Origin of the sequence: Frankia sp. AiPa1, assembly GCF_023243075.1 — a bacterium.
GTDB lineage: Bacteria > Actinomycetota > Actinomycetes > Frankiales > Frankiaceae > Frankia.
Map to the genome: position 1 here is coordinate 24935 of NZ_JALKFZ020000161.1, position 21203 is coordinate 46137.

18 protein-coding genes and 1 tRNA gene are annotated in these 21203 nt (G+C 70.7%); 5 read left to right on the forward strand and 14 right to left on the reverse strand.

Going from position 1 to position 21203, the window contains the following annotated elements; genetic code table 11:
• Nucleotides 1-72: 72 nt before the first annotated feature.
• The 4 genes from MXD95_RS18460 to MXD95_RS18475 form a co-directional block, all read right to left on the reverse strand.
• On the reverse strand, nucleotides 73-1710 hold the full coding sequence (locus MXD95_RS18460) for a sensor histidine kinase (protein ID WP_250641908.1): 1638 nt from the start codon (nucleotides 1708-1710) through the stop codon (nucleotides 73-75).
• Between the two features lie 168 nt (nucleotides 1711-1878).
• A complete protein-coding gene (locus MXD95_RS18465) occupies nucleotides 1879-2745 on the reverse strand; it encodes an ABC-2 transporter permease family protein (RefSeq protein ID WP_250641909.1) in 867 nt (288 codons plus the stop codon).
• Nucleotides 2742-3803, reverse strand: a complete 1062-nt coding sequence (locus MXD95_RS18470; protein ID WP_250641910.1) for an ABC transporter ATP-binding protein — start codon at nucleotides 3801-3803, stop codon at nucleotides 2742-2744. Before MXD95_RS18470 ends, MXD95_RS18465 begins: the two co-directional genes overlap by 4 nt.
• Before the next feature lie 340 nt (nucleotides 3804-4143).
• Nucleotides 4144-5151, reverse strand: a complete 1008-nt coding sequence (locus MXD95_RS18475) for a DUF2278 family protein (RefSeq protein WP_250641911.1) — start codon at nucleotides 5149-5151, stop codon at nucleotides 4144-4146.
• 108 nt (nucleotides 5152-5259) lie between these two features.
• Between MXD95_RS18475 and MXD95_RS18480 the strand changes: the two genes are divergently transcribed.
• Nucleotides 5260-5508 carry an SIP domain-containing protein gene (locus MXD95_RS18480; RefSeq protein ID WP_250641912.1) on the forward strand — a complete coding sequence of 83 codons (249 nt, stop codon included), beginning with the start codon at nucleotides 5260-5262 and terminating at the stop codon, nucleotides 5506-5508.
• 19 nt (nucleotides 5509-5527) lie between these two features.
• Here MXD95_RS18480 and MXD95_RS18485 read toward each other — a convergent pair whose 3' ends face one another.
• From MXD95_RS18485 to MXD95_RS18500, 4 genes are all read right to left on the reverse strand, one after another.
• Entirely contained in the window at nucleotides 5528-7000 is a 1473-nt protein-coding gene (locus MXD95_RS18485; protein WP_250641913.1) for a glycoside hydrolase family 3 N-terminal domain-containing protein, read from the reverse strand.
• Between the two features lie 147 nt (nucleotides 7001-7147).
• A complete protein-coding gene (locus MXD95_RS18490) occupies nucleotides 7148-7954 on the reverse strand; it encodes an SAM-dependent methyltransferase (RefSeq protein WP_250641914.1) in 807 nt (268 codons plus the stop codon).
• Nucleotides 7955-8053: 99 nt separating this feature from the next.
• Nucleotides 8054-9154: a WD40 repeat domain-containing protein gene (locus MXD95_RS18495; RefSeq protein WP_250641915.1), complete on the reverse strand. Its 1101-nt coding sequence runs from the start codon at nucleotides 9152-9154 to the stop codon at nucleotides 8054-8056.
• A 208-nt stretch (nucleotides 9155-9362) separates the two neighbouring features.
• The gene (locus tag MXD95_RS18500) at nucleotides 9363-10484 is read right to left on the reverse strand and encodes an alpha/beta hydrolase (RefSeq protein WP_250641916.1); all 1122 of its coding nucleotides are present in this window, start codon (nucleotides 10482-10484) and stop codon (nucleotides 9363-9365) included.
• A 615-nt stretch (nucleotides 10485-11099) separates the two neighbouring features.
• Here MXD95_RS18500 and MXD95_RS18505 point away from each other — a divergent pair.
• The gene (locus MXD95_RS18505) at nucleotides 11100-11420 is read left to right on the forward strand and encodes an antibiotic biosynthesis monooxygenase family protein (RefSeq protein ID WP_250641917.1); all 321 of its coding nucleotides are present in this window, start codon (nucleotides 11100-11102) and stop codon (nucleotides 11418-11420) included.
• 119 nt (nucleotides 11421-11539) lie between these two features.
• Here MXD95_RS18505 and MXD95_RS18510 read toward each other — a convergent pair whose 3' ends face one another.
• Nucleotides 11540-11962 carry a nuclear transport factor 2 family protein gene (locus MXD95_RS18510; RefSeq protein ID WP_250641918.1) on the reverse strand — a complete coding sequence of 141 codons (423 nt, stop codon included), beginning with the start codon at nucleotides 11960-11962 and terminating at the stop codon, nucleotides 11540-11542.
• A 185-nt stretch (nucleotides 11963-12147) separates the two neighbouring features.
• Here MXD95_RS18510 and MXD95_RS18515 point away from each other — a divergent pair, with 185 nt between their 5' ends.
• The gene (locus tag MXD95_RS18515; protein WP_251078601.1) at nucleotides 12148-13047 is read left to right on the forward strand and encodes a helix-turn-helix domain-containing protein; all 900 of its coding nucleotides are present in this window, start codon (nucleotides 12148-12150) and stop codon (nucleotides 13045-13047) included.
• A 615-nt stretch (nucleotides 13048-13662) separates the two neighbouring features.
• Here the strand turns inward: MXD95_RS18515 and MXD95_RS18520 are convergent.
• Nucleotides 13663-13738: transfer RNA gene (locus tag MXD95_RS18520), tRNA-Thr, on the reverse strand.
• Between the two features lie 162 nt (nucleotides 13739-13900).
• On the opposite strand from MXD95_RS18520, the gene MXD95_RS18525 reads away from it, so the two are divergent.
• Entirely contained in the window at nucleotides 13901-14482 is a 582-nt protein-coding gene (locus MXD95_RS18525) for a histidine phosphatase family protein (RefSeq protein ID WP_250641920.1), read from the forward strand.
• Nucleotides 14483-14768: 286 nt separating this feature from the next.
• Here the strand turns inward: MXD95_RS18525 and MXD95_RS18530 are convergent, their stop codons facing one another.
• From MXD95_RS18530 to MXD95_RS18540, 3 genes are all read right to left on the reverse strand, one after another.
• Nucleotides 14769-15497, reverse strand: a complete 729-nt coding sequence (locus tag MXD95_RS18530) for a class I SAM-dependent methyltransferase (protein ID WP_250641921.1) — start codon at nucleotides 15495-15497, stop codon at nucleotides 14769-14771.
• Nucleotides 15498-15654: 157 nt separating this feature from the next.
• Nucleotides 15655-16023 carry a CHRD domain-containing protein gene (locus MXD95_RS18535; RefSeq protein WP_250641922.1) on the reverse strand — a complete coding sequence of 123 codons (369 nt, stop codon included), beginning with the start codon at nucleotides 16021-16023 and terminating at the stop codon, nucleotides 15655-15657.
• A 374-nt stretch (nucleotides 16024-16397) separates the two neighbouring features.
• Nucleotides 16398-16949, reverse strand: coding sequence for a hypothetical protein (locus MXD95_RS18540; RefSeq protein ID WP_250641923.1), 552 nt, complete (start codon nucleotides 16947-16949; stop codon nucleotides 16398-16400).
• 1011 nt (nucleotides 16950-17960) lie between these two features.
• Here MXD95_RS18540 and MXD95_RS18545 point away from each other — a divergent pair.
• Nucleotides 17961-18305, forward strand: a complete 345-nt coding sequence (locus MXD95_RS18545) for an AMIN-like domain-containing (lipo)protein (protein ID WP_250641924.1) — start codon at nucleotides 17961-17963, stop codon at nucleotides 18303-18305.
• Between the two features lie 20 nt (nucleotides 18306-18325).
• Here the strand turns inward: MXD95_RS18545 and MXD95_RS18550 are convergent, their stop codons facing one another.
• Nucleotides 18326-20212 carry a hypothetical protein gene (locus tag MXD95_RS18550; RefSeq protein ID WP_250641925.1) on the reverse strand — a complete coding sequence of 629 codons (1887 nt, stop codon included), beginning with the start codon at nucleotides 20210-20212 and terminating at the stop codon, nucleotides 18326-18328.
• Nucleotides 20213-21203: the final 991 nt, after the last annotated feature.

The window sequence follows — 21203 nt, forward strand, 5'->3', positions numbered from 1 at the left end:
CCGACGTCACCGACGTCACCGCCGTCGATGACGCGGTGTCGGAAGCCGACGGGGGCGGCACGGCGGATGCGGTCACGGTCGCACTTTCTCACCGCTCCTCCCGCGGAGGTCGGTATGTGTCCCGACCCCGACCCCAGCCGTACCGGCGCCGGGCTGGTTCCCGGCGGTGTGCTGTCCGGCGGGGCTGTGGCCGTGGTTGTGCGTTTCCGCCCCGCGGTGCTGGTCGGCGGCCCGCGCGTCCTGGTCGACTCCGGCGGTGTGGTCGGATCCTGCGGTCTGGTCGGATCCGGTGTTCCTGGCGCCACCGGTGATGCCGCTGAGAGTGATCCGGGCCCGCACCTGCCAGCCGCCGTCCGCCCCGGGACCGGCGCGCACCGTGCCGCCGTAGACGGCGATGCGTTCGCGCATCCCGACGAGCCCCTGCCCGCGGTCCCGGTCCCGGTCCCGGTCCTGGCCGGCGTCCTCGCAGGGGTTTTCGCCGAGGTCGTGGCCTTGGCGGTCAGGATGCGCCGGCAGTGGCACAGTGCCACCTCGGCCGGTGTCCTGGACGTCGACGGAGATGCCGCGCCGGTCGTAGGCCAGCCGCACTGAGGCCGTGGCGCCCGGGCCCGCGTGCTTGAGCGTGTTGGTCAGCGCCTCCTGCACCAGCCGGTACAGGGTGAGCGCGACCCCGGCCGGCAGGTCCAGCGGCTTGCCGTGGACGGTGAGGCTCACCGGCAGCCCGGCCTGCCGGACCTGGTCGATCAGCGAGTCCAGGTCGGTGAGTCCGGGCTGGGGCGCGGTGCCGTCCGGGGCGCCGTCGGAACGCAGCACGCCCAGCAGCCGACGCATCTCGGCCAGCGCCTCCCGCCCGGTCCGCGACACCTGCGTGATGGCCTGCACAGCTGGGCTGTCCACGCTCTCGCGTATACCCGAGCCCGCCGGCGAACCTTGGCTCCCCGGCGAACCCTCGCCGGACCGCGGGGATGGGCTGCCCGCGGACGGCGCGCCGGCCAGAGCGAACTGGGCTCCGTCGGCCAGGGCGATCATCACGGACAGGTTGTGGGCGACGATGTCGTGCATCTCGCGCGCGATGCGGGCCCGTTCGGCGGCCGCGGCGATCTGCGCCTGCTGGTCGCGTTCGCGTTCCAGCCGATCGGCCCGGTCGGTGAGGGCGGCGAGGTAGGCCCGGCGGGTCCCCTTGTTGCGGCCCAGCACCCCCGAGGTGACGGCGACCAGCCCGAGCAGGACCAGGTTGGCGGCGATCGACGCCCGATTCTCCTGATGCCAGACCATGCTGCCGAGAACGACCCCGACCGCCACGGCGACCGTCGCACCGATCCGTTCCCGTCGTGTCCCCAGCGACGCCACGGTGTAGAACGCGACCGGCACGCCGAGATTGCTCTCCACCAGCCGTCCAACGAACAGTTGCAGCACCCCGGCGACGAAACAGGCGGCGAACACGGCCGCCGGGAACCGGCGCCGCCAGATCAGGGGGATCACTCCCGCCGCGGCGATGACGATCGTCGCCGCCTCGCGGGCGCCCGAGGTGGACTGCAGGGTGTTGAGCAGAGCCGCGAAGGCGAACAGGCTGAGCGGGATGGCCAGCGCACCGTCCACCAGCGTCGGGTGCGCCCGCAGGAACCGCCCGATCCGTCCGTGACGCAGCCGGCCGAGCACCACCCCCGGCGGCTCGGCCGCCTCCTCCCGAGCCCCCCCCATACGCCCCATCACACCCCCCATCCTCCCCCCGCTACCCGCCCGCCCCCCGCCTCCGCCCCCGCCCGCTCCCAACCAGATCCATGATCCGGATGGTGCCGAAGGTTCTGGTTGGATGTGGCCCCTGGATCCGCCCAAAACCTTCGGCACGTCGCCTCTCCTGGCACTGGGTTGGCGGGTTCAGGCGTCGCGGCGGATGAGCAGGATGGCTGCCGCGGTGAGGGTGACGGCGAGGTAGCCGACCAGGACGAGCAGGCCGTGGGTCGGGGAGGGCAGGTCAGGGGAGCGGACGACCTGCATCAGGGCGTCTCCGGAGGCGGAGGGCAGGTAGTCGCTGATCCGGGCCAGCCGTCCCGGTAGCGCGCCCACGATCATCGGAACGACGAGGAGCACGCCGAACAGGGTGCCGATCGCGGCGGGGGTGTTGCGCAGCAGGGCGCCGAGCGCGAGGCCGAGCACGCCGACCGCGGCGACGAAGAACGCCGTTCCGAGAATCGCCCGCGGCACTCCGGGGTCGGACAGCGCGACGTCGATGTGTTTGGGGGCCAGCATCGCCTGGCCGGCACTGAACGCGATCAGGTTCGCGACCACCATCATCCCGAAGCTCACCACCGCGAAGACGGCGATCTTCGCCCACAGCACCGGCAGACGGCGGGGGACCACCCCGAGCGACGCGCGGATCATCCCGGTCGCGTACTCCCCGGTGATCACCAGGACGCCGAGGACGCCGATCGCGAGCTGGGCCAGGTACATCCCGCTCAGGCTGGTGGCGGTGGCGTCGAAGGTGCGTCGATCCTCGGCGGAGTAGTGGACCCAGTCGTTCGCGACCACCCTGGAGAGGATCATACCGAGCAGGACGGTGACCGCCACGGCCGCGAGCAGGGTCCAGGCGGTGGAGCGCAGCGAGGTGAGTTTCGTCCACTCGGAGCGCAGCACCCGCAGCTGGGTGACGCGCGGACCCGACCGGGCCTGGTGACGTGCGGGCGCGTGGACGCTCGGGCCGGCCGGCGGGACGTCGTGCGGGGCGTTGATCGTCTGCGTGCTCATGCCTGGAACTCCGATCGCGGGGAGCCTGTCAGGGCCAGCCTCTTCTCGGTGTCAGTGCTGGCGGCGGTCGTGGTGACGGCGGTCGTGGTGACGGCGGCGGCGGACGACGGCCTGGGCACACCCCCGGCTCTGCCGGTGCCCGCGGAGCCGAGGGTGCTCTGGGTGGTGTACTCGACGGCGTCCTGGGTCAGGGCCATGAAGGCGTCCTCGAGGGAGACCTGGCGGGGGGTCAGCTCAAACAGGGCGATGCCGGCGTCGCGGGCGACGGTGCCGATCTGTTCGCTGGTGCGGCCGCTCACCTCCAGCGTGTCCGCCGAGGTGGTGGTGACGGTGACATCGGCGCCGGCGAGCGCGTCGCGCAGGGCCGACCCCGCCGGGGTCCGCACGTGCACGGCGGCGGGGGACGCGCCGGCGATGACCTCCGCGACGGTCGTCTCGGCGATGAGCCGGCCGCGCCCGACGACCACGAGGTGGGTGGCGGTCAGCGCCATCTCGCTCATCAGATGGGAGGACAGGAACACCGTGCGGCCCTCGGCGGCCAGGTCGCGCAGCAGGCCGCGGATCCAGCGGATGCCCTCCGGGTCCAGGCCGTTGACCGGCTCGTCGAGGATGAGTGTGGCGGGGTCGCCGAGCAGCGCGGACGCGATGCCGAGCCGCTGGCCCATCCCGAGGGAGAACCCGCCGGCCCGCTTGCGGGCGACGTCGGTGAGGCCGACCATGTCGATCACCTCGTCGACCCGGCGCCGGGAGATGCCGTGGGTCTGGGCGAGGGCGAGCAGGTGCTTGGCCGCGCTGCGCCCGGTGTGGACCGCGCGGGCCTCGAGCATCACCCCGACCTCGTGCATCGGCGCCGCCGCGTCACGGTAGCGCCGGCCGTTGACGCGCACCTCGCCGCGGGTCGGCCGGTCCAGGCCGAGGATCATCCGCATCGTGGTGGACTTGCCGGCCCCGTTGGGACCGAGGAAGCCGGTCACCACGCCCGGCCGGGCGGTGAAACTCAGGTCATGGACGGCGACCTTGTCGCCGTACCGCTTCTCCAGGCCGCGTGCCTCGATCATCTGATTCCGGGCTCCCGTCTCGGTCCCCGCCGGTCGTCGGCTGTCGGCCGTCGGCCGTCGCGTGTCGTCGTCGAACACCGAGAACGTTAGGGATCTTCGGGGCTCCTGCCGACCTCCGGAAGGCTGATCTTCAGCAGCCCTTGGTGGCGCCGGGTACGTCCAGAGAGGTACGCCGAAGGTCGTACTCCCGCGACCGGCGATGGCAGCGCGTGGCGATCAGGAGGTTCGCGTCACGGCGTCGGGGTTTCGGCCGCCGCCCGCTCGATCGAAGCCGTGGATCCGCCGATGCGGGGCTTACCCTGATCGCATCCTGACAGTAGTGCTCCTGGCTTCGGGCCGCTTAGAACGTCAGGGTGCGTCCTTCCGGGGCGTTGGTGTAGGCGACGCCGTCGACTTTCAGGCCATCCGGGTTCAGCAGGGTGATGGTCCCGCCGTTATTGCCGAGGGTGATGGGGGCCGGCACGGGAATGCGGGCCGAGTGGCCGGCGGACAGGTCGGGGCCCGCCAGGGTTCCGCGGTGACCGGCCCGGTCGACCAGCGTCCAGCCGGCGAGGCCGATGTCCGCGTCGGTGGTGTTCAGCAGGGTGACCGTCTCGGCCTCCGGAGCGGGCCCGACGGGATTCACCAGTGCCGCGACGATGCGGACCCGCTGGTCGGGCTCGCCGGGTGCGGGCTGGCCGCCCGGGGCGGCGGGAGGGGTACCGGGCAGGGTGTGGCCGGTGGCGGGGTCGGTGTGCCAGGACTGGTTCTGGAACGCGAGGAACAGCGCCACCCACTGGTCGGGGAAGGCGAACAGCAGCGCACCGTCCTGCCAGGCGCCGTCATCGCCGGCGAACCGGCGGCTGTTGCCCTGGTTCAGGTGAATGTCGTGGACGCCGTTGCCTGGGGCGAATCCGAAGATCTTGTCCGGGGTGGACTCGGGGCCCCACCGGGCTCCGAACGCGTACAGCCGGGAGGCGGAGTCGGCCTGCGCCCGCTGAACATAGTGCTCGATCTTGTCGGCGAGGTCGTTGTCCGGCCCGGGCCGGACCGACGGCATGGCGCGCAGGGCGGCGCGGGGAAAAAGATTCCCGCGGATGAAGTCGAGCGCGAGGCCGCCCGGTCGGCTTTCCAGGGCGGTGAACCCCGCCGCAAGTCTGGAAAGCTCCGGAAGGATCGGGTGGCCGAAGTTCTCGTCGGCGGCGAAGAGTAGTTCCGCGGGTGCCTGGGCGGACAGCACGTTCACCGCCACCCGGAACTGGGTCCCACCCCCGTCGACCTGGATCTGGTAATGCGGACTGTCTTTGTCGCCCTCCCGGCGCCGGTCCCGCACGCGACCGGCGAGAACGCCATAGGATTTCAGCGGCATAAATCCTCCACCAGTTTCGTCCGGCGAATACCGGGCCTCGTTCGAAAACCGAGTATGCCGGTGGACGGCCGACCGGCCGTGAACGTGAGCTGAACTCCAGCGGTCGCTGTGCGCGGCCAGGTGGGTGCGCCTGGTGCGGTTGGGGTCACTGAAGCGGGGGAGGTTCGGACCGTCCGCCGCATCCTGCTCGACGAACTCGGAACAGACCGTTCCCAGCTGCATGCGGCGGCCTACTGGAAGCGCGGCAGCAGCTTCGAAGACCTCGACGCCCAGAACGCCCGCCGTTACGCGGCGGCCCTCGCCGCCGGCCGGGACCTCAGCGACCCCGAGGTGCTCGAGGAGCTCGCTCTGTCCTGACCGTCGGTCGGACCTTGCCTCACGGGGTGCAGCCGAGCAGGCCGGCGCGGGCCTTGCTGGCCAGCACGGAGGTGGCGGCCTGGGTGAGGCGGCGGGCGAAGGTCGGGCTGCGACGGGCCTCGGCCGCCAGCGCTGCGGTCATCGTCGCCCCGTCGGCACCGCGCACGGACAGGGCGAGATCCCCGCCGGCCTCGATGAACCGCACGGCACGCTCGCCGACCGGCACCGATGCGACGGCGACGGCCGCACCCAGATCGTCCGAGACGACCAGGCCGCCGAAACCAAGCTGGCCACGCAGCAGCCCCGTGACAACCGGGTGGGAGAATACCGCCGGCGCGTCCGGGTCGAGCTGCGGGTAGCGGGCCAGCGAGACCATCACCGCCGCGGTTCCGGCGGAGATCGCGGCGCGGAACGGCTCCAGGTCCGGGTCGGTGGTGCTCGCCGTCTCGTCCACGGCCGCGGCGGAGGTGTCGGTGTTGGCGTGCACCCGGCCGAGGCCAGGGAAGTGCTTCACCGTGGCAAGCAGCCCGGCCTGCTGCATCGCGGGGACGGCCACGCGCATGTCCGCGGCGACCGAACCCGGGTCGGTGCCGAAGTTGCGCTGGTAGAAGCCGATGGGCGGGTTGTCCTGTGCGGTGCCGGGCGCGACGGTGTCGGCGACCGGCGCGAGATCCAACGTCACTCCGGCCTCGGCGAGGGCTCGCGACCAGCCGCTGGTGCGCTGCCGCAGGGTGGCGGCGTCCCAGCCACCCTGCTCGAGCGCGGTGGGAATCCGCTCGAAGCCCAGCCCGCTCAGCGACTGGACCTGCCCACCCTCCTGATCGACCGCGATGTGGACCGGGGTCCCGACATCGCCGCGGGCCGCCTCCTGCACGGCGCGGACCTCGTCGTGCAGGCCGGATGCGGACTGCGCCGAGCGGCCCTGTAGGAACACCCCACCGAGCCGCGACTGCCGGACGAGCCCGATCGCCGTGCGCGGACTGCTGATCGGCACACCCACCATGACGACCTGCCCGGCCTGCTGTTCCAGGCTCAGCGCCGCGACGCGGGTCGCCGCGGCACGGGAGGCGGCGGACGTGGTGCAGGCCGCCGTCGTCCCCGCGCCGGTTCGCGTTCCGTTCGACCCGGCTGACCCACCGCCGTCGGGCGCCGACCTGCCACCCGCGCCCGCGCTGGCCCCGGACCCGGCGGTGGCGCCGCGACCGTCACCGCCACCGCCTCGCCCTCCCGGACTGTCGGCCCCATCGCGGTCGTGCCCGTCCGCTCCTGCCCCCGCGCCGAGGGACACGGCGAGCCCGGGGCTGGACGCCGCGGCGGCCGGCGTCCGCGGTGGCCGGTCGCCCTGAGCGGTGATGTCGGTGCCCGCCGGGCCCGACCGGCCGACTCCGCCGATGACGAACCCGCTGCCGACGACCCCGCCGCCGACGACCATGGCGAACCCGAGCACGGCCACCAGCACCGCCGGCACGAGAAGCCGGGAACGCAGGAGCACGCCCGGCCAGGGGCGGCGCGGTATCGGATCACGTTTGGACAGGCGCGGGCGCCGTGCCGGACGCGATCGGGTCTGTCGGATCGTCGGGATCAGGGGCCGTCGATGCCGTGGACGTCCGTCCATGAGGGGTCTGTCGATACCTCGCGATTACCTCTTGCGGCCGATTCCGCCGTAGATGTGCAGCGGCTCCGGGCTGGTCGCGGGCGGGGGCCGCCAGAACGGGGTCGAGACGACGCCCGGCTCGACGAGCTCGAGGCCGTCGAAGAAGGAGGCGACCTGCTCGGGCGTTCGCAGGTTGTAGGGATGCCCGTCGGCCTGGGTGATCTCGATCGCCTTGTCGACGTCCTCGCCGTGGGTGCCGTCGTTCAGCACGAGGTAGCTTCCCGGGGACACCGCCTCCCGCAACCGCGTGACGATGCTCGTCGCCTCGTCGTTGTCGGCCACGTTTCCCACGATGCCGAACATGACCAGGGCCACCGGCTGGGAGAAGTCCAGGACCTCGGCCGCACCGGCGAGAATGGCGTCCGGGTCACGGACGTCGGCGTCGACGTAGGCGGTGGCCCCGCCGGGTGCGCTGGTCAGCAGCGCGCGGGCGTGCACCAGCACCAGCGGGTCGTTGTCGACGTAGACGGTGCGGGACTCAGGTGCGATCCGCTGCGCGACCTCATGGGTGTTGTCCGCGCTCGGCAGGCCGGTGCCGATGTCCAGGAACTGGCGGATGCCCGCCTCGCCGGCGAGATAGGTGACTGCCCGGACCAGGAACTCCCGCTGGGCGCGGGCGACCCGCACGATGTCCGGGTAGACCTCGTAGACCTTGTCGCCCAGCTCCCGGTCGGCGGGGAAGTTGTCCTTGCCGCCGAGCCAGTAGTTCCAGACCCGAGCGGAGTGCGGCACGCTCGTATCCACCCGCGACCAGGCGCTCTGCGCCGGCTCGTCCGTCCCCATATCAGCCATGATGCACGCCCGGCCCGACCTTCTGTCCGTCCGTGACTGGAAAGGTGCTTCCCGGTGCCGACCCCGCAGGTTCGTTGGGTCGGATCCGACTCTCGTTGTCTACCTGTTGCCATCCTGCCTCTGGTGCTGATGAACCTCATGGATTTGGACCGTGCGGTCCCAGCTTCCACTGACCAGGACGTTCCCGCTGCGGGAGAAGGCGACGCCGGTGACGTGCTCCCGATGCGGACGAATGCGTGCGAGTTCGGCGCCGCTGCGGTCGTCCCAGATCGTTATCGTGCCGTCGTGCGAACCGGCGGCGAGCAGCTGTCCGTCCGCTGAGTACGCCATCGACAGGATGGCCCCGCCACCGGTGTGCAGGGCGGCGTGTCGCTGACCGGTGTCGGCGTCGTGCAGGATGATGGCGCCGTTCTCGGTGCCGGACGCGACGGTTCGCGCCCGGGGTGAGAATGCGATGGCGACCACCGAGCCGTCATGGTCGAGGATGACCGGGCGCGCTCGACCAGCCGTACGCCAGATCCGCACCGTGCGGTCCAGACCGGCGGACGCGACCAGATCCCCGTCCGGGGAGAACGCACAGGCCCGCACGATTCCGGTGTGGCCGTGGCGGCCGTGGAAAACCCGCAGCAGGCCCCGGTCCGCGACGCTCCATAACCGCACCCGGTGGTCGAGGTGCCCCGACGCCAGCAGACTGCCGTCGGGGGAGAACGTGATACCGAAGACCGCGCCGGTCGGTCCCTCGGGGGCGAGGGTGAAGCTCGGGCCGACCGAACGCAGCGGTGTCACCTGCACCCTTCGTTCGTCCCTGCCGCCTGCGACGGCAACCATCGTGCCATCGGGGGAGACGGCGCAGCCGAAGAACCGCTCGGATCCGGGCGCGGGGCGCTCGGGGTCGCCCGCGAGAACGGTCGACCTGCCATCGGCGAGATTCCATCGGCGGGTGGTGCCGTCATGGCTGGCGGAGACGGCCCACCGGCCGTCCGGCGCACAGGCCACACCGTTCACCCAGTTCCGGTGCCCGACGAGTGTCCGGCGCGGCCAGAGTGCCACCCGAAGCGGTACCGGATCGGTCGACGGGAATGCGTCGGCTGCGCCGTCTGGACGTGGCACCGGTCGCGGAAAGCGTGGCAGGCCCGGGTCAAATCGGTCGATTCCAGGGTCATCCGGCCCGAGGAAGTCGCGGCGTTCGTCACTGGCCACAGCCCATCCCCCTCCGGTGTCGCCGTGCGCCCCATCGTCACGCACGGGCGGTGAGATATCGGCGAGATGAGGACGGAGCCGAGCGGCAAGGGCTGTCGGTTGGCCGACTGTCCGGTCTGCGGACTGTCCTTGCCAGTCCTTGGCAGCCCTCGCCCATCGCCGAATTTCCGGACCTCGCCCGCGAGATCCGGAAATTCGGCGGGCGAAGTCAGCGGGCGTCGCTGGCGGCGGGTACCGCCGCCGGGCGGGTGACGCAGTCGGTGTCGGTCACCTCGCCGGCGGGTGTCGCACCGATCGACGACATCAGCAGGGGCCAGGCGGCCGCCATAGCCCGCTTCCAGTCGGTCCAGTCGTGGCTGTACCCCTTGAAGAGGCAGTAGGTGTGTGGGACCGGCGGAGAGAGGGACGCCAGCTTGTCGGAGGTCGCCGCGGTGGTCGGCTGGGCCAGATTCTCCTGGAAGCCCCCGGAGTCGCCGGCGGAAAGGAAAACGCGGGTACCGGCCAGCTTGGCCGCGTTGAGATAGGGGTCGTTGCGCTCCCAGATCGCCCGCTGGGCCGGAACCTTCGGGTCACCCCAGATCGCGGAGAAGCCCTTTCCGCAGATGAGTCCGGGCGTGTCGATGGCCGTGCCGGCAAGGCCACCGTCAGGGGTGCGCAGCGGGTCGAGGTCGCCGCTCCAGGACGCGGTCGCCCGGTAGAGGCCAGGGTGGTTCTCCGCGAGTTTCAACGCGCCCTGGCCGCCCATGGAGTAGCCGGCCACCGCGCGCACGCCACTGGCGTGATAGCCCCGCTCGAGGAGCTGCGGGAGCTCCGTTGTCAGGTACGTCTCCCACTCCGGCGGACCGCTCTTGCCGGCGTTGTACCAGTCGCTGTACGAGCTGCAGCCGTTCGTGTCGGGAATCGCGATGATCGCCGACGAGTCGGCGCTCAGTTTGGCCACGTCCGAGTTGTCGGAGTAGATCGTGTAGCCGGCGACACCGCCGTGCAGCAGGTACAGCGTCGGCCAGGTGGCGGTCGCGTCGCGTGTCCAGCCGCTGGGCAGGAGCAGCCGGACCCATTTCACCGGCTCACCGGTGATCGGAGAGGCGATCCCGACATCGAGCGTGCGCTGATCCTGCCATCGCTCCTGTGCGACCCGCGCGCCGTCGTCCGCCTTTGTGCTCAGTACTGCCTGCAGCGTCTGCAGCGACTGGCTGGCTCCGGCCAGGGCGATCCCGGGCAGAAGAACGGCCTGTGCGGAACCGGCCGCCGTCAGCTGCATCGTCAGTGCGAGCAGCAGCGTGGCGAACGCACATACGCAGCGGCGAAAAAATCTCCCACCCGTTTTCACTCCACCGAGTTTCGGCCTCTGAATGCGGGCCGCGCCAGTACCCGAATGTGCCGACCTGCAACACCATGGAAGCACCACGGAAGGACGAGAAATGCGCGACGCCGGGGCCGGGGGCGCGCTCCGTCTGTGCTCTGCGGCTGGCCGGACGTCCGTGCTGGTCCCATGAGATCCACGTGTTGCCGGATGAAGAGCTGGTCATGTGCCTGGCGGCGAGGGGGGCAGCCGCTTCCGTCGGGCGCATGACCTCTTGTTGGTTTATCGCTGTCGAATTTTCGCGACTGCTGGCCAGGCGAGGCGGCGTGGCGCGGGACTGTTGATGATCGGACCTGGCAGTGGCTGTGCCCACGGTTCCTCGGTACCGCACGTGAAGGTCGTTTCAGGGTAGAGTTGTCCGCCCCGGCCGCAGGTGATCCCATCCTTGCGGCGGAATCTCTAGCTGGGTGTGGCCACATGGGGCGTCAACGACCGCCGGCTCCCACGTTGCGTACACGGCGCCCGCCTGACGACGGTGGCCCGGTGCGCCCGCTGGTCCCCGCCGGGCGCGGTCGCGGGCGGATCGCCGGGCAGGCCGCCGTGTGCCAGAGCGGAACGCGGGGCAGGTCGTAGGCTAGGGCCGTGACCGTTGTGAAAATCAATGCCATCGAGGTTCCCGCGGGCGCCGGCCCCGAGCTGGAAAAGCGGTTCGCCAACCGGCTGCACGCGGTGGACGGCCAGCCCGGCTTCGTGTCGTTCGAGCTGCTGCGGCCGGTGAAGGGCGACGATCGCTACTTCGTCGTGACGCACTGGGACAGCGAGGAGTCCTTCCAGGCGTGGCTCACCGGGCCGGCCATGGAGGCACATTCCGGCGAGCGTGCCCGCCCCGTGTCGTCCGGCGCGTCCCTGCTGGAATTCGAGGTCGTCCAGCGGTCGGTCGCCGAAGGCGCCCCGCGAACCTGACCGACCCGCACGCCCACACCGACTCGATGATCGACTGACCCTCGCTGGGACCCGTAGCGCCCCACAGGCCGCGCCGTGAGGCGACCAACCTGTGGGCCCGCACGGGTCAGGTGCGCGGGTCAGGCACGCAGTGCGGCGGCGACTCCGGCGGAATCCTGAATGTCCTGGAGCCTGGTAACGAGGCCGTCCGGGCCGAACGTCCAGACGTGGACGAGGTCCTGGGCGAACGATCGGCCGGTGGAGCGGATCGTCGCCCGCTGTTCCAGCAGGACGGCGACCCGATCGCCGGCGGCGAAGAACTCGACGGGCGCGAAGTGGGCTATGTCGAACTCCTGGCCGAGGATGGCGAACACCTCCGCCACCTGTTCCCGACCGGTACGGACGCCGAAGTAAGCGAGGTCGGCGGGGCCGGCGTTGCTCCACACGACATCCGGCGCCAACGCCGCGAGCACACCTTCGACGTCCCCGGACCCGAACGCCACGTAGATCGACTGGACCCGCTCCAGGTTTGTGGTGCCCAGTCTGTTGTCCACGGTTGCCATGAGCCGTCTCCTGTCCTGTCCCGGTGAGATCCGGGGTCGTCGGTGCGAACGGGATCAGCATCGCGGTCCGAGGACGGAAGCAGCCAGGCCGGGATGCACCCGAGGCGCAGGCAACCCTGGGCAATGCGGTGGATGGGTCTGACAGACCCTGTCAGCATCGAGGCGTGGTCGTCCACACTGTTGGTATGGCCCCCACCAGCGCGCCTCGGTCTGACTCGACGATCCCGCTCCGGGACTTCCTCCGTGCCCGGCGGGCGCGACTGTCGCCCGAAGAGGTCGCGGTGGTCTCAACCGGTACCCGCCGAGTTCCTGGCCTGCGCCGGGAAGAGGTGGCGGGCCTGGTCGGGGTGAGCGTCGACTACTACGTCCGGTTGGAGCAGGGCAGGGTGCGACCGTCGGACTCGGTGCTCGACGCGGTTGCCCGCGCGTTGCGCCTGGACGAGACCGAACGGGCACACCTGCGGCGGCTTGTTCATCCGGGCGCGGACACAGCGGCCCAGGTATGCGCGGAAAACGTGCGCCCTGAGGTCCAGGAGCTACTTGACGGGCTCGGCGGCCTGCCAGCGCTGGTCATGAATGCCCGCCTCGACATTCTGGCGTGGAATCGGCTCGCCGCGGCGCTGATCTGCGACTTCGCGGTGCTGCCGCCCGAGCACCGCAACGCCGTCTGGTTGTTGTTCGTCGATCCGGCGACCCGGCGGCTCTACCTCGACTGGCCGCGGGTCGCCGGCGACGCAGTGGCGATTTTGCGCGTTGCCAGCGCCACGAACGCCGACCGCGCGACAGCCGAGCTCGTCGACAACCTGTCACGGACGAGTTCGGAGTTCCGCGCTTTCTGGGCCCGGCACGAGGTCCACGCGAAGACGCACGGCATCAAGGCGTTCCGCCACCCGGTGGTCGGCCCACTGACCCTGCGCTTCGAGACGCTCGGACTTCCTGGCGACCAGCAGAGCTTGATCACCTATCCGCCCGTCGATGCCGAGTCCGCCGCGACATTGCGCCTCCTGGCGGCCTGGGAGGAAGGGCACCCGGCTCCCGAACGTGGTGCTTCTCCAGCACCCGCAGATCCGCGGATCCAATTCTGACGCTACGCCGTCAGGTGCGTGCGGATTGCCCCGTCCCGCTCAATCCTTCCAATACTGACTGGTCCAGCACCATCCCGATCAGCAGCGCCAACGGACCGTTTCGTCAGCAGCTCGTCTGCCTCATCGATCTGGCCCAGATGCGGTCCCACGACGTCACCGTGGCGGACACGGCAGCGTCGCCTGGCCTGGCAGGTCACCACATGGATGATCGTCTCACGCAGGTCAGCTGGTCACACGTCGATGGACCCGGGTACGGGAACCGCCGGGCTCGGTGAGGGTCAGCGACTCCGCGACGACGATCCGCGACGACCAGTCGACACCTCCATGGGCATCCAAGGCGATCTGGCGCAGCCGAGGCCACACGCCCGCCCTGGGCCCAGGCATGGAACCACCGGTGCGCCGCGGGCACCGACACCCCTCCGGGACCAGCCGAAGAGCAGGGCTGCTCACCATCCTTCCATGATCAGAGATGTACCCGCAGCGGCCACACGAGACATGCTCTAAGCCGCCACGCCACCGGGGGCCGAGCCGATCTCCGCCAGCCTGAAGAGGCTCGCCCAAGGCATTGACGGTGTCCCGCGTGGGTTACAAACCGTAGGTCAGAGGCCATCTATCTGGAGCCGGCGAGGGGACTCGAACCCCTAACCCCTCGATTACAAGTCGAGAGCGCTACCAATTGCGCCACACCGGCTGGTACTCCGACGATACCCGACGTGGGGCGGCGACAGGCTCACACGCGGGTGGCCGGGTGGAGGGTCGCAGCGGTGCGGCGGCGTTGGCGGTGGCCCCAGCCGTGACAGTGCCGGCCGCGCTCCCGGCTGGCGGCCCGCCCCTCGCCTCTTTGAAGGTTCCTATGACCATCGGTGTGTCGGCCGATCAGTCCGGACGGCGCTGCGGTTCGCTGCTTCCCGCGGCTGACGGGGTGCGGGTGGTGTTGTGGCGGCACGGGCAGAGCGTCGCCAACGTCGCCCGGCTGTTCCAAGGCCACGGCGACGGCCCGCTGACCCCCACCGGCCACGAGCAGGCACGTGTCGCTGCGGATCATCTGATGGCGCTGGCCCCAGCGCGCATCATCACCTCCGACCGTCGCCGCGCCCGCGATACCGCTGCGGCGCTGCACGCCCGAACCGACCTTCCCGTCCTCGTCGATCCGCGGCTACGCGAGGCCGACCTCGGCGCCTGGGAAGGCCGCAGCCGCGCCGACATCGCCGCACGTTTCCCTGACGAGTACGCCCGGTGGAGCCGAGGAGAGGACAGCGCCCGGGGCTGCGGGGAACGGCCCAGCGAGGTCGCCGCCCGCGCTGGCAGCGCTCGCCGTGCCTGTCGCCGCCATGGCGCCGCGGGCCACGCTGGTCGTGACCAGCCATGGTGGCACAATCCTCGCCATCGCCGGCAGCATGCTCTGCCTGGCCGTTCCCGACTGGTACGGCCTTGACCGTGTTCCCAATGCCGGGACCCTCGTTCTCAACGAACCCGCAATAGGGCACCAGCGACCAGACGGGAATCCCTCTTTCTTGCGTTATTCCGGTCGCATACCGATGTCCATTTTGTAGGCTAATAAGAAAATTTCTGTAGGGATCGGGCGGGGATGGCGAGTTCACGCGTGCTGCCGGTTTGCGCTTGTTGGCGAGTGCCAGCGAGTGCGCCGGAAAGGCGGTTGGCGAGTCCTGAGTCGGCTCTACTCTTTGGATTAGCGCGGCAGAGTATGCGGAGTGGTGGCGTCAGCGCAAGACGAGAAGATCCAATTCGTCGATCACCGGGGCGCTTTCGCGGACGGCAGCCGCTCGTAGGCGTACCATTCCGCTCTCATAGTCGGCGTCGCTTATCAGTTTGAGTGGTGTGTGGGCGTCACGCTGCATCTGCTCGACGACCGTCGCAAGTGAGTCCGCGGTGATCTGGGGGACGGGCTCCAGGGCGACCTTATGGAAGCCCGTCGCGGCGAAGATGTCGTTGACCTCTTCGAGGCCGGGGTAGGTGTCAAGGACCGTCACCGCCTCGGGAAAGAATCGAAACAATGTGATCTTCTCGTGTCGGCCCGGGAACGCCGATCGGATGAGGGCCGGCGCGCCCGGCCGCAGCACCCGCCGTAGTTCCGCCGCGGCGGCCGGCAGATCGGCAACATGATGGATCATTGTGGACAGCCATGCTCCATCAAGGCAGTCGGTGGCAAGAGGGATGGCGGCTGCCTCTCCCGCGAGCATCCGCGGGTAGCTGCACCGGGCGCGCATCGCCGCGGACGGTTCGATCGCGACGACCTCCGCGCCGTACCAGTCGGTGAAGGCCGCTGACCACGCTCCCGTCCCCGCTCCAAGATCGAGGATTCGCATGGTGGGACGGGGCCTCAGGTAGCGACCGACTGCGTCCCGCCAGTGCGCCAGACCATCTCGGGGCGGGTGTCGTGCGGCGCGGAACGCTGCGGCGGCGGCCTCGTCATAGTCAATACGTCCCATGAGGTGCCCCGCTTGTCTGTCGCTCTTTCGCCGTCGCGCTGAGGAGTCGACGACAGTGGCCATCGTCGGTGCTTCGTGTTTCTGCGGCTGCCTGGACTTTGGCGGGCCGGCCGCGAGTCCTGGGAAGTCCTGGGTGAGGTTCCTGCTGGTAGGAAGGTCAGGCTGGCCAGTCGAGTTGTGAGTCGGGGATGCCGTGCGCACGGCCGTGTTCTTCGGCCTCGGCGCGCCCCTGTGGGTCGCCCCGTAGGTAACGAATAACCCGGTTGGGGAACACGATGAAGGTCTCCTGGGCGGTATGCAGGTCCACATACCACACAGGCGCGTCATCCAGGGCCTCGCTCAGTTGAGTGGCCAGGGCCTCGGCTTCGGTATCAGCGATGTCGAAGAAGATCAGCGTCCAGACAGGCGGCTGATCGACGGTGGCGTTCCCGGACGCCGATCGTTGGATCTTCCGGACGGAGAGGGAAAGATCGTCCAAGATCGTCCCTGTGCGCAGGCTCTCCGCGATCAGAACTCCGGCGGCCACTCGCGGCTCCCTGGGGTCAAGGGCAGGTCCGGCAGTCATGCCCGTCGAGCTTATTCGTCAGTCGCGGAGTGGCGCTCGCGACCTCGATGGTCATCGAGTAGCGCGAGAACGGGTTGGATGTCGCGGGCGAACTGTTCGCCGGGGCCGACCGTGGACCGCCTGGCAGGGCTCGCGGGCACCGGGCGGGCGTTGGAGTTCGCCATCGGAACCGGCCGGGTGCCGTCCCCCTCGCCGAGCGAGGAGTGCCCGTCACCGGGATCGAGCTGTCCCGCCCAATGATCGACCGGCTACGCGGCAAGGCGGACGAGGCGACGATCCCGGTCGTCGCCGGAGACATGGCGACGGAGGTCCGCCCCTGGCATCTACACGCTCGTCTACCTCGGTGCGGCCGCCGATCGTGCCACCGCAGGTGCTCGCCGTCGAAGGCGGCGCAGCAGATCGCCATGCACAATCCCGGCGGCGTGCACGCCCCCCGGATCGGCGGCAGGTCGAGCACGTGCCGCAGCGCCGCGATGTCGGTGATGTCCGCCCGGGCTGACGGAATCAGGGCTGGCGGCTCGGGGAAGCCAGCCACGAGGCGACGCCGTCCAGGGCTCGGGCCACCGTGAACTCGTAGAACTCCAGGTCAAGGAGCACGGCAGGCCGGGGGTCACGGCAGGCCGGGGGTCACGGGCTCGGGCGAGGGCGTCGACGCTGGCCGCGGCGAGGCCGGGCCGCCCGGCGTCCCGGAAGTCGCTGAGCACCTCGGCCATCCGGCCGCGGGTCTCCGGCCGCTCGTCCCGGTCGTCCTCCACCGCGACCATCATGAACGCGGTATTCAGCAGGAAGCGGTATACCAGGGTGGCATCGGCACCGAACCCGGCCCGCTGCAGCACCTGGATGCCCCGGTCGATCGTGGGCAGGGCGGCCGGCACGGTGGGTCCCATCAGCACCACCCGCCGGGCGAGGCCCCGGAACTGACCGCAGCACGTCGCGCCCGTCATGCAGCAGGTGGGTGAACCAGTCCCGCCACTCCAGGTCGGCGTCCGGAACCGGGATGAGCGCGATGACCCGGTTGGTGATGGCGTCGAGGACCGCCTCCCGGTCGCCGACGTGATGGTAGATGACGCCGGGCCAGACCTCGAGGGCGGCGGCGAGCTGGCGAATCGATCAGCCGTCCAGGCCCGACCCGCGGGTCAGCTCGAATGTCACGTCCACGATCTTGTCGGCCGTCATCGGCGGTAGGCCGGCGGCCGGACGCGATCGCGAGGAGCTGGGCCGGTCCATGTGGTCACCCTAACGGCCGTTCCTGAGGCGAAGACACCTTCGCCCGGGTCGGCCGCGCTGCTGCTGCGCGCCGCCCTGGCGGCCGCCGCGGTCTCCTGACCGGCCGTTTTACTCCTTCTCGCCGGCACCCCCACCACACGTTCATCTGCTTTTATCGCCGCCGATATCGGGTATGTCTAGATCAGGCTCGTCGTGCGGTCGCGGTCGGAGCGCCGGTTACCCGCGCCATGATTGTCGAAAGCGGGGCGTCACGAATGACCAGGGCCATCGGCGGCGTGGGGCGCATCGGTGCGAGGTTTGTCCCCGTTGGGTCCGTCGCCATGCGGTCCGTCGCGCTCGTCACAGCGATCGCGGCTCTTGCGTTGCTGGCCGCGTGCGGCGGCTCCTCGCCCAGGAACGCGGCACAGCCGTCACCGTCGGTGTTGAGCCCTGCCTCGCCTTCGGCGTCCGCGAGTGCCTCATCCCGGCCGGGCGCCGCCGGTGCGGAGGGTGGGGCCGGTGCGAACGGGACGCCCACGGGACCATCCGGTGGTATGACCACGGGAGCACGATCCGATGCCCGTAGCTGGTCGAGCCAGCCGGCGTCGGCCCCGGCGTCGGCCCCGGCGTCGGCCCCGATTTCGCCCGCCCGGGTGGTGTCGCTGCGTAGCGCTCCGAACAAGGAGAACGGTGTGCGGTACGAACGCCTGGTGGTCGAGTTCGCCGGGGGGACGCCGGGCTATCGGGCGCAGTACGTCAAGGAAGTGGTCCGTCCCGGTTCCGGGGCTCCGCTCGCGCTCGTCGGCCAGGCGCATCTCGAACTGGTTCTGAGCTCCGCGACCGCTCACGACGGCAACGGTGCGTCCACGCTGGTCACCTCGGCGGCCGGCCAGGATTCGTCCGCGGGGCTGAGCTACGCCGTGGCCGGGGACTTCGAGGGCATGGTGCACATCGGCGTCGGGCTCGGGCGCGTCACCGAATTCCGCGTTCTCCGGCTGACCGCACCGGACCGGCTGGCGATCGACTTCCGCGTCTGAGTCGCTGACGCCCTGGCGCGTCAATGCCGACGGGGCGCGTTCTGCGTGGCGGGTTGGGGTTCGACCGGGAGGGTGGGCTCCGGACGGGGGATGTCGGGTTGGGCGCTCGGTGCGACGGTGGGTGGCGGAGGGGTCGGAACGGGGGATGTTGTCACCGTCGACGGCGGTGGCGGGTCTGTCACGTGCGCGGTCTGCCCTGAGCTGCCCGTGGTGCCCGACGGTCCCGAGGGCTTCTGTGCTCCGCCCCCCGGGTCAGTTCCCGCGCCGGCGCCGGCTCCGGCTCCGGCTGTGAGCGATCCGGATGCGGGATCGTCGGAGCCGACCGGCGTCGGTCGCGGCCGTGGGGGCGCGGCCGGCAAGGGACGAGCCGCGGCGGCTCCGGCCTGCCCGGGCAGGCCTGCGGGCTGCTTGGAGAGACTCATCTGCCGGACGCCGATGATCAGTACGAGTCCTGGGCTGGACGGATCATTGATCCAGACCTGGCCCGCATCCACATCCGCGCCGTCGCCGTCGCCGTCGCCGTCGCCCGTGGCGGTGACCGTGATGGCCGCGTCGACGCCGGATGTGGGCGGAACAGCCGATCCAAGCGTGACCGGCGCGACGAAGCGTCCCGCGCGGCGGTCGAAGACGAGGACCGCACGCGCGTCCTGGTCGGGAATGTAGAGGCGCTCGTCCTGCCAGACAGGAGGCGTCAGGCGGCGAGCTGCCACGGGAGTCGAAACCGTCCCGTCTCGTTCCGTACCGCCCGTTCGCAGGATCGGATCGTTTCCGGCGGCACTGGTTCCGGCAACGGACGGACCGGCTGGCCGGTCGACGTCGGGTAGCGCGGGCGTGGGCGGCGTGGGCGGTACAGGCGTGCCCGGTGCGGGCTGGGTCGGCGCGGTCATGGTCGAAACGGTCGGCGCAGGCGCAGGCGCAGGCGCAGGCGCAGGCGCAGGCGCAGGCGCAGGCGCGGTCGGGGGAGTCATGCGACCCCTCACGGCACCGTCGCCGCCTGATCGGACGGTGTCGTCCCTCGCGGCTCCCACACCGGCGGAAGGGGCAGCGCCGGCTGGCACACCGAAGTACGTCGCCGCGCCGCGGGCGATATCGACGAGGATCAGGCGCCCGGTGTCCGTGTCGATCACGGCGGTGATCCCGGCCGGTGAGTGGGCGGAGGCTACCAGTGCGAAGGGAGCCGGGCCGATCTCAGCGGTCGCCGACAGGGCGAGCGTGACCGGCCGTCCTGTGCGTCCGCCCACCATCGGAGTCACCGTTCCGGCTGTGCTGTCGAGAACCACCGGCTGATCGCCCGCGAGCACCACGTCGATGGCATGGCCTGGCGGGGCCACCCGCACCGGTGCGGCCGGTACGCCCCGCACGATCGAGAGCACGGTTCCGCGGGTACGCACGGGTGCCCACAACGTTCCGTCCGCCGTCTGGGCCATGGCTCCGAGGGGACCGCCGAGGTCGAGGAACGGCCCCAGGGGAGTCAGACGCCTGCGGTCCAGGCGGAGAAGCCGCCCGTCCGCCCCATCCGCTACATAGACGGCGTCGGGAGCCACGGTGATGATGGCCCCGGCGGGCAGGGCGACGGAGCACGCCGGGGCCAGCCGCTGCGGCTCCATCAGATGGAGCAACCGGGCGTCCGCGTCGGCGACCAGCAGGTTCGCCCCGTCGGGTCGGACCGTCAGATGGTGGCCCGCCGCACCCGCAATGGTGATCGCCGCGTCTGCCCGCCCGGTGGTGCTCTGCAGGTGGGTCACGACGCCGGCCGTGTCCCAGGGCAGCCAGACATCGCCATCGGAGGAACCTGCGATGACCGGCGCAGCGCCCGAGGTGGAGATCAGGATCACTCCGGCGAGGCAGGCCGCCGCCGAGGCTGCCGCGACCGCGGCTGTCCTGCGCCACCCTTGCCGGAACACCACGCTCGGCTCTCTCCTATGCGTTCAGGCCCCGGGTGGGGCCGGACCTGACTGCCTCGGCCGATCAGGGCACGGGGACGCGCATGGCCCGCGTGCCGGGTCATCCGCCGGGCGCGGAAGCTGGCGACCTCCGGTACTGGACCAACGCTGGCCAGTCGGGCGCCACGGGCGAGAAAGCCGTGCGTGTTCGCAGTACTCCGGCGAGTCGATAGGCCACCGCGTCTGTCGATAGGCCACTGCGAAAGGCCACTGCGTCCGGCGGAGGGCCAACTGCGTCCGTCAGAAGGCCACTGCGTCCTTCGGAGAGCCAGGACGTCCGTCGAAAGGGCTGCGGCGTCCGTCGGAGGAGCACGGCTGCGAGATCTGGACGGTGTCCGTGCGAGCGTGCCACCCCGCCCATTCGCACGGACACCGCCCGGTGAGCGCCGTGGGAGGGGCGCAGCACTCACCATGACCCGTGCGCACTGCCCAATACGCACGGGAAGAAGTTGTTTTTTTGTATGTCCATGTTGCTTGCCGATTGACAGTCCGCCTGTGAGGTCATCCCTCTTGCTGGGTTAGACGCGGCACCCGCCCGACAGGTTGCGACTCCGCTGATGCCATTCGTGATGTCGTTGCGGCGATATCGTCAACCAGGTCCGGATGGTTGCACCCCGTGACAGGCATGTCCTGTGGGCGACCATCAGATCAACAACTTGTCCGGGTCATGGCACAACGAAAGTCGCGCGTCCGTCGTCTACCGCTACGGAACGGGAGGGCACGTATCCGGCGACGGCCGGAGACGCGACCGTTCCCGGGCGGATCCCCCCACCGCCCGTCTGGCGGATCGGGCCGGTCGCCCCCCTCGACTGGCCCGATCCGTCTTCCGAACCATCCGGTCATGCCGCCTGTTCGCCCCATACCGTCCCCACGCCCGATTCGCCCGTCAGCTCCTGCAACTCATCCAGCCCACCGGCGCCCGCACCGCGATGCCCCCGAGCGGGCCCGGCAAGAA

What these genes read in the sequence shown, in the direction of transcription:
- MXD95_RS18525 (WP_250641920.1), top strand. Translation starts at nt 13,901, where the DNA reads ATGACCATCGGTGTGTCGGCCGATCAGTCCGGACGGCGCTGCGGTTCG.
- MXD95_RS18470 (WP_250641910.1), bottom strand. Translation starts at nt 3,803, where the DNA reads ATGATCGAGGCACGCGGCCTGGAGAAGCGGTACGGCGACAAGGTCGCC.
- MXD95_RS18475 (WP_250641911.1), bottom strand. Translation starts at nt 5,151, where the DNA reads ATGCCGCTGAAATCCTATGGCGTTCTCGCCGGTCGCGTGCGGGACCGG.
- MXD95_RS18540 (WP_250641923.1), bottom strand. Translation starts at nt 16,949, where the DNA reads ATGGGACCCACCGTGCCGGCCGCCCTGCCCACGATCGACCGGGGCATC.
- MXD95_RS18510 (WP_250641918.1), bottom strand. Translation starts at nt 11,962, where the DNA reads ATGGCAACCGTGGACAACAGACTGGGCACCACAAACCTGGAGCGGGTC.
- MXD95_RS18465 (WP_250641909.1), bottom strand. Translation starts at nt 2,745, where the DNA reads ATGAGCACGCAGACGATCAACGCCCCGCACGACGTCCCGCCGGCCGGC.
- MXD95_RS18515 (WP_251078601.1), top strand. Translation starts at nt 12,148, where the DNA reads ATGGCCCCCACCAGCGCGCCTCGGTCTGACTCGACGATCCCGCTCCGG.
- MXD95_RS18490 (WP_250641914.1), bottom strand. Translation starts at nt 7,954, where the DNA reads ATGGCTGATATGGGGACGGACGAGCCGGCGCAGAGCGCCTGGTCGCGG.
- MXD95_RS18460 (WP_250641908.1), bottom strand. Translation starts at nt 1,710, where the DNA reads ATGGGGCGTATGGGGGGGGCTCGGGAGGAGGCGGCCGAGCCGCCGGGG.
- MXD95_RS18530 (WP_250641921.1), bottom strand. Translation starts at nt 15,497, where the DNA reads ATGGGACGTATTGACTATGACGAGGCCGCCGCCGCAGCGTTCCGCGCC.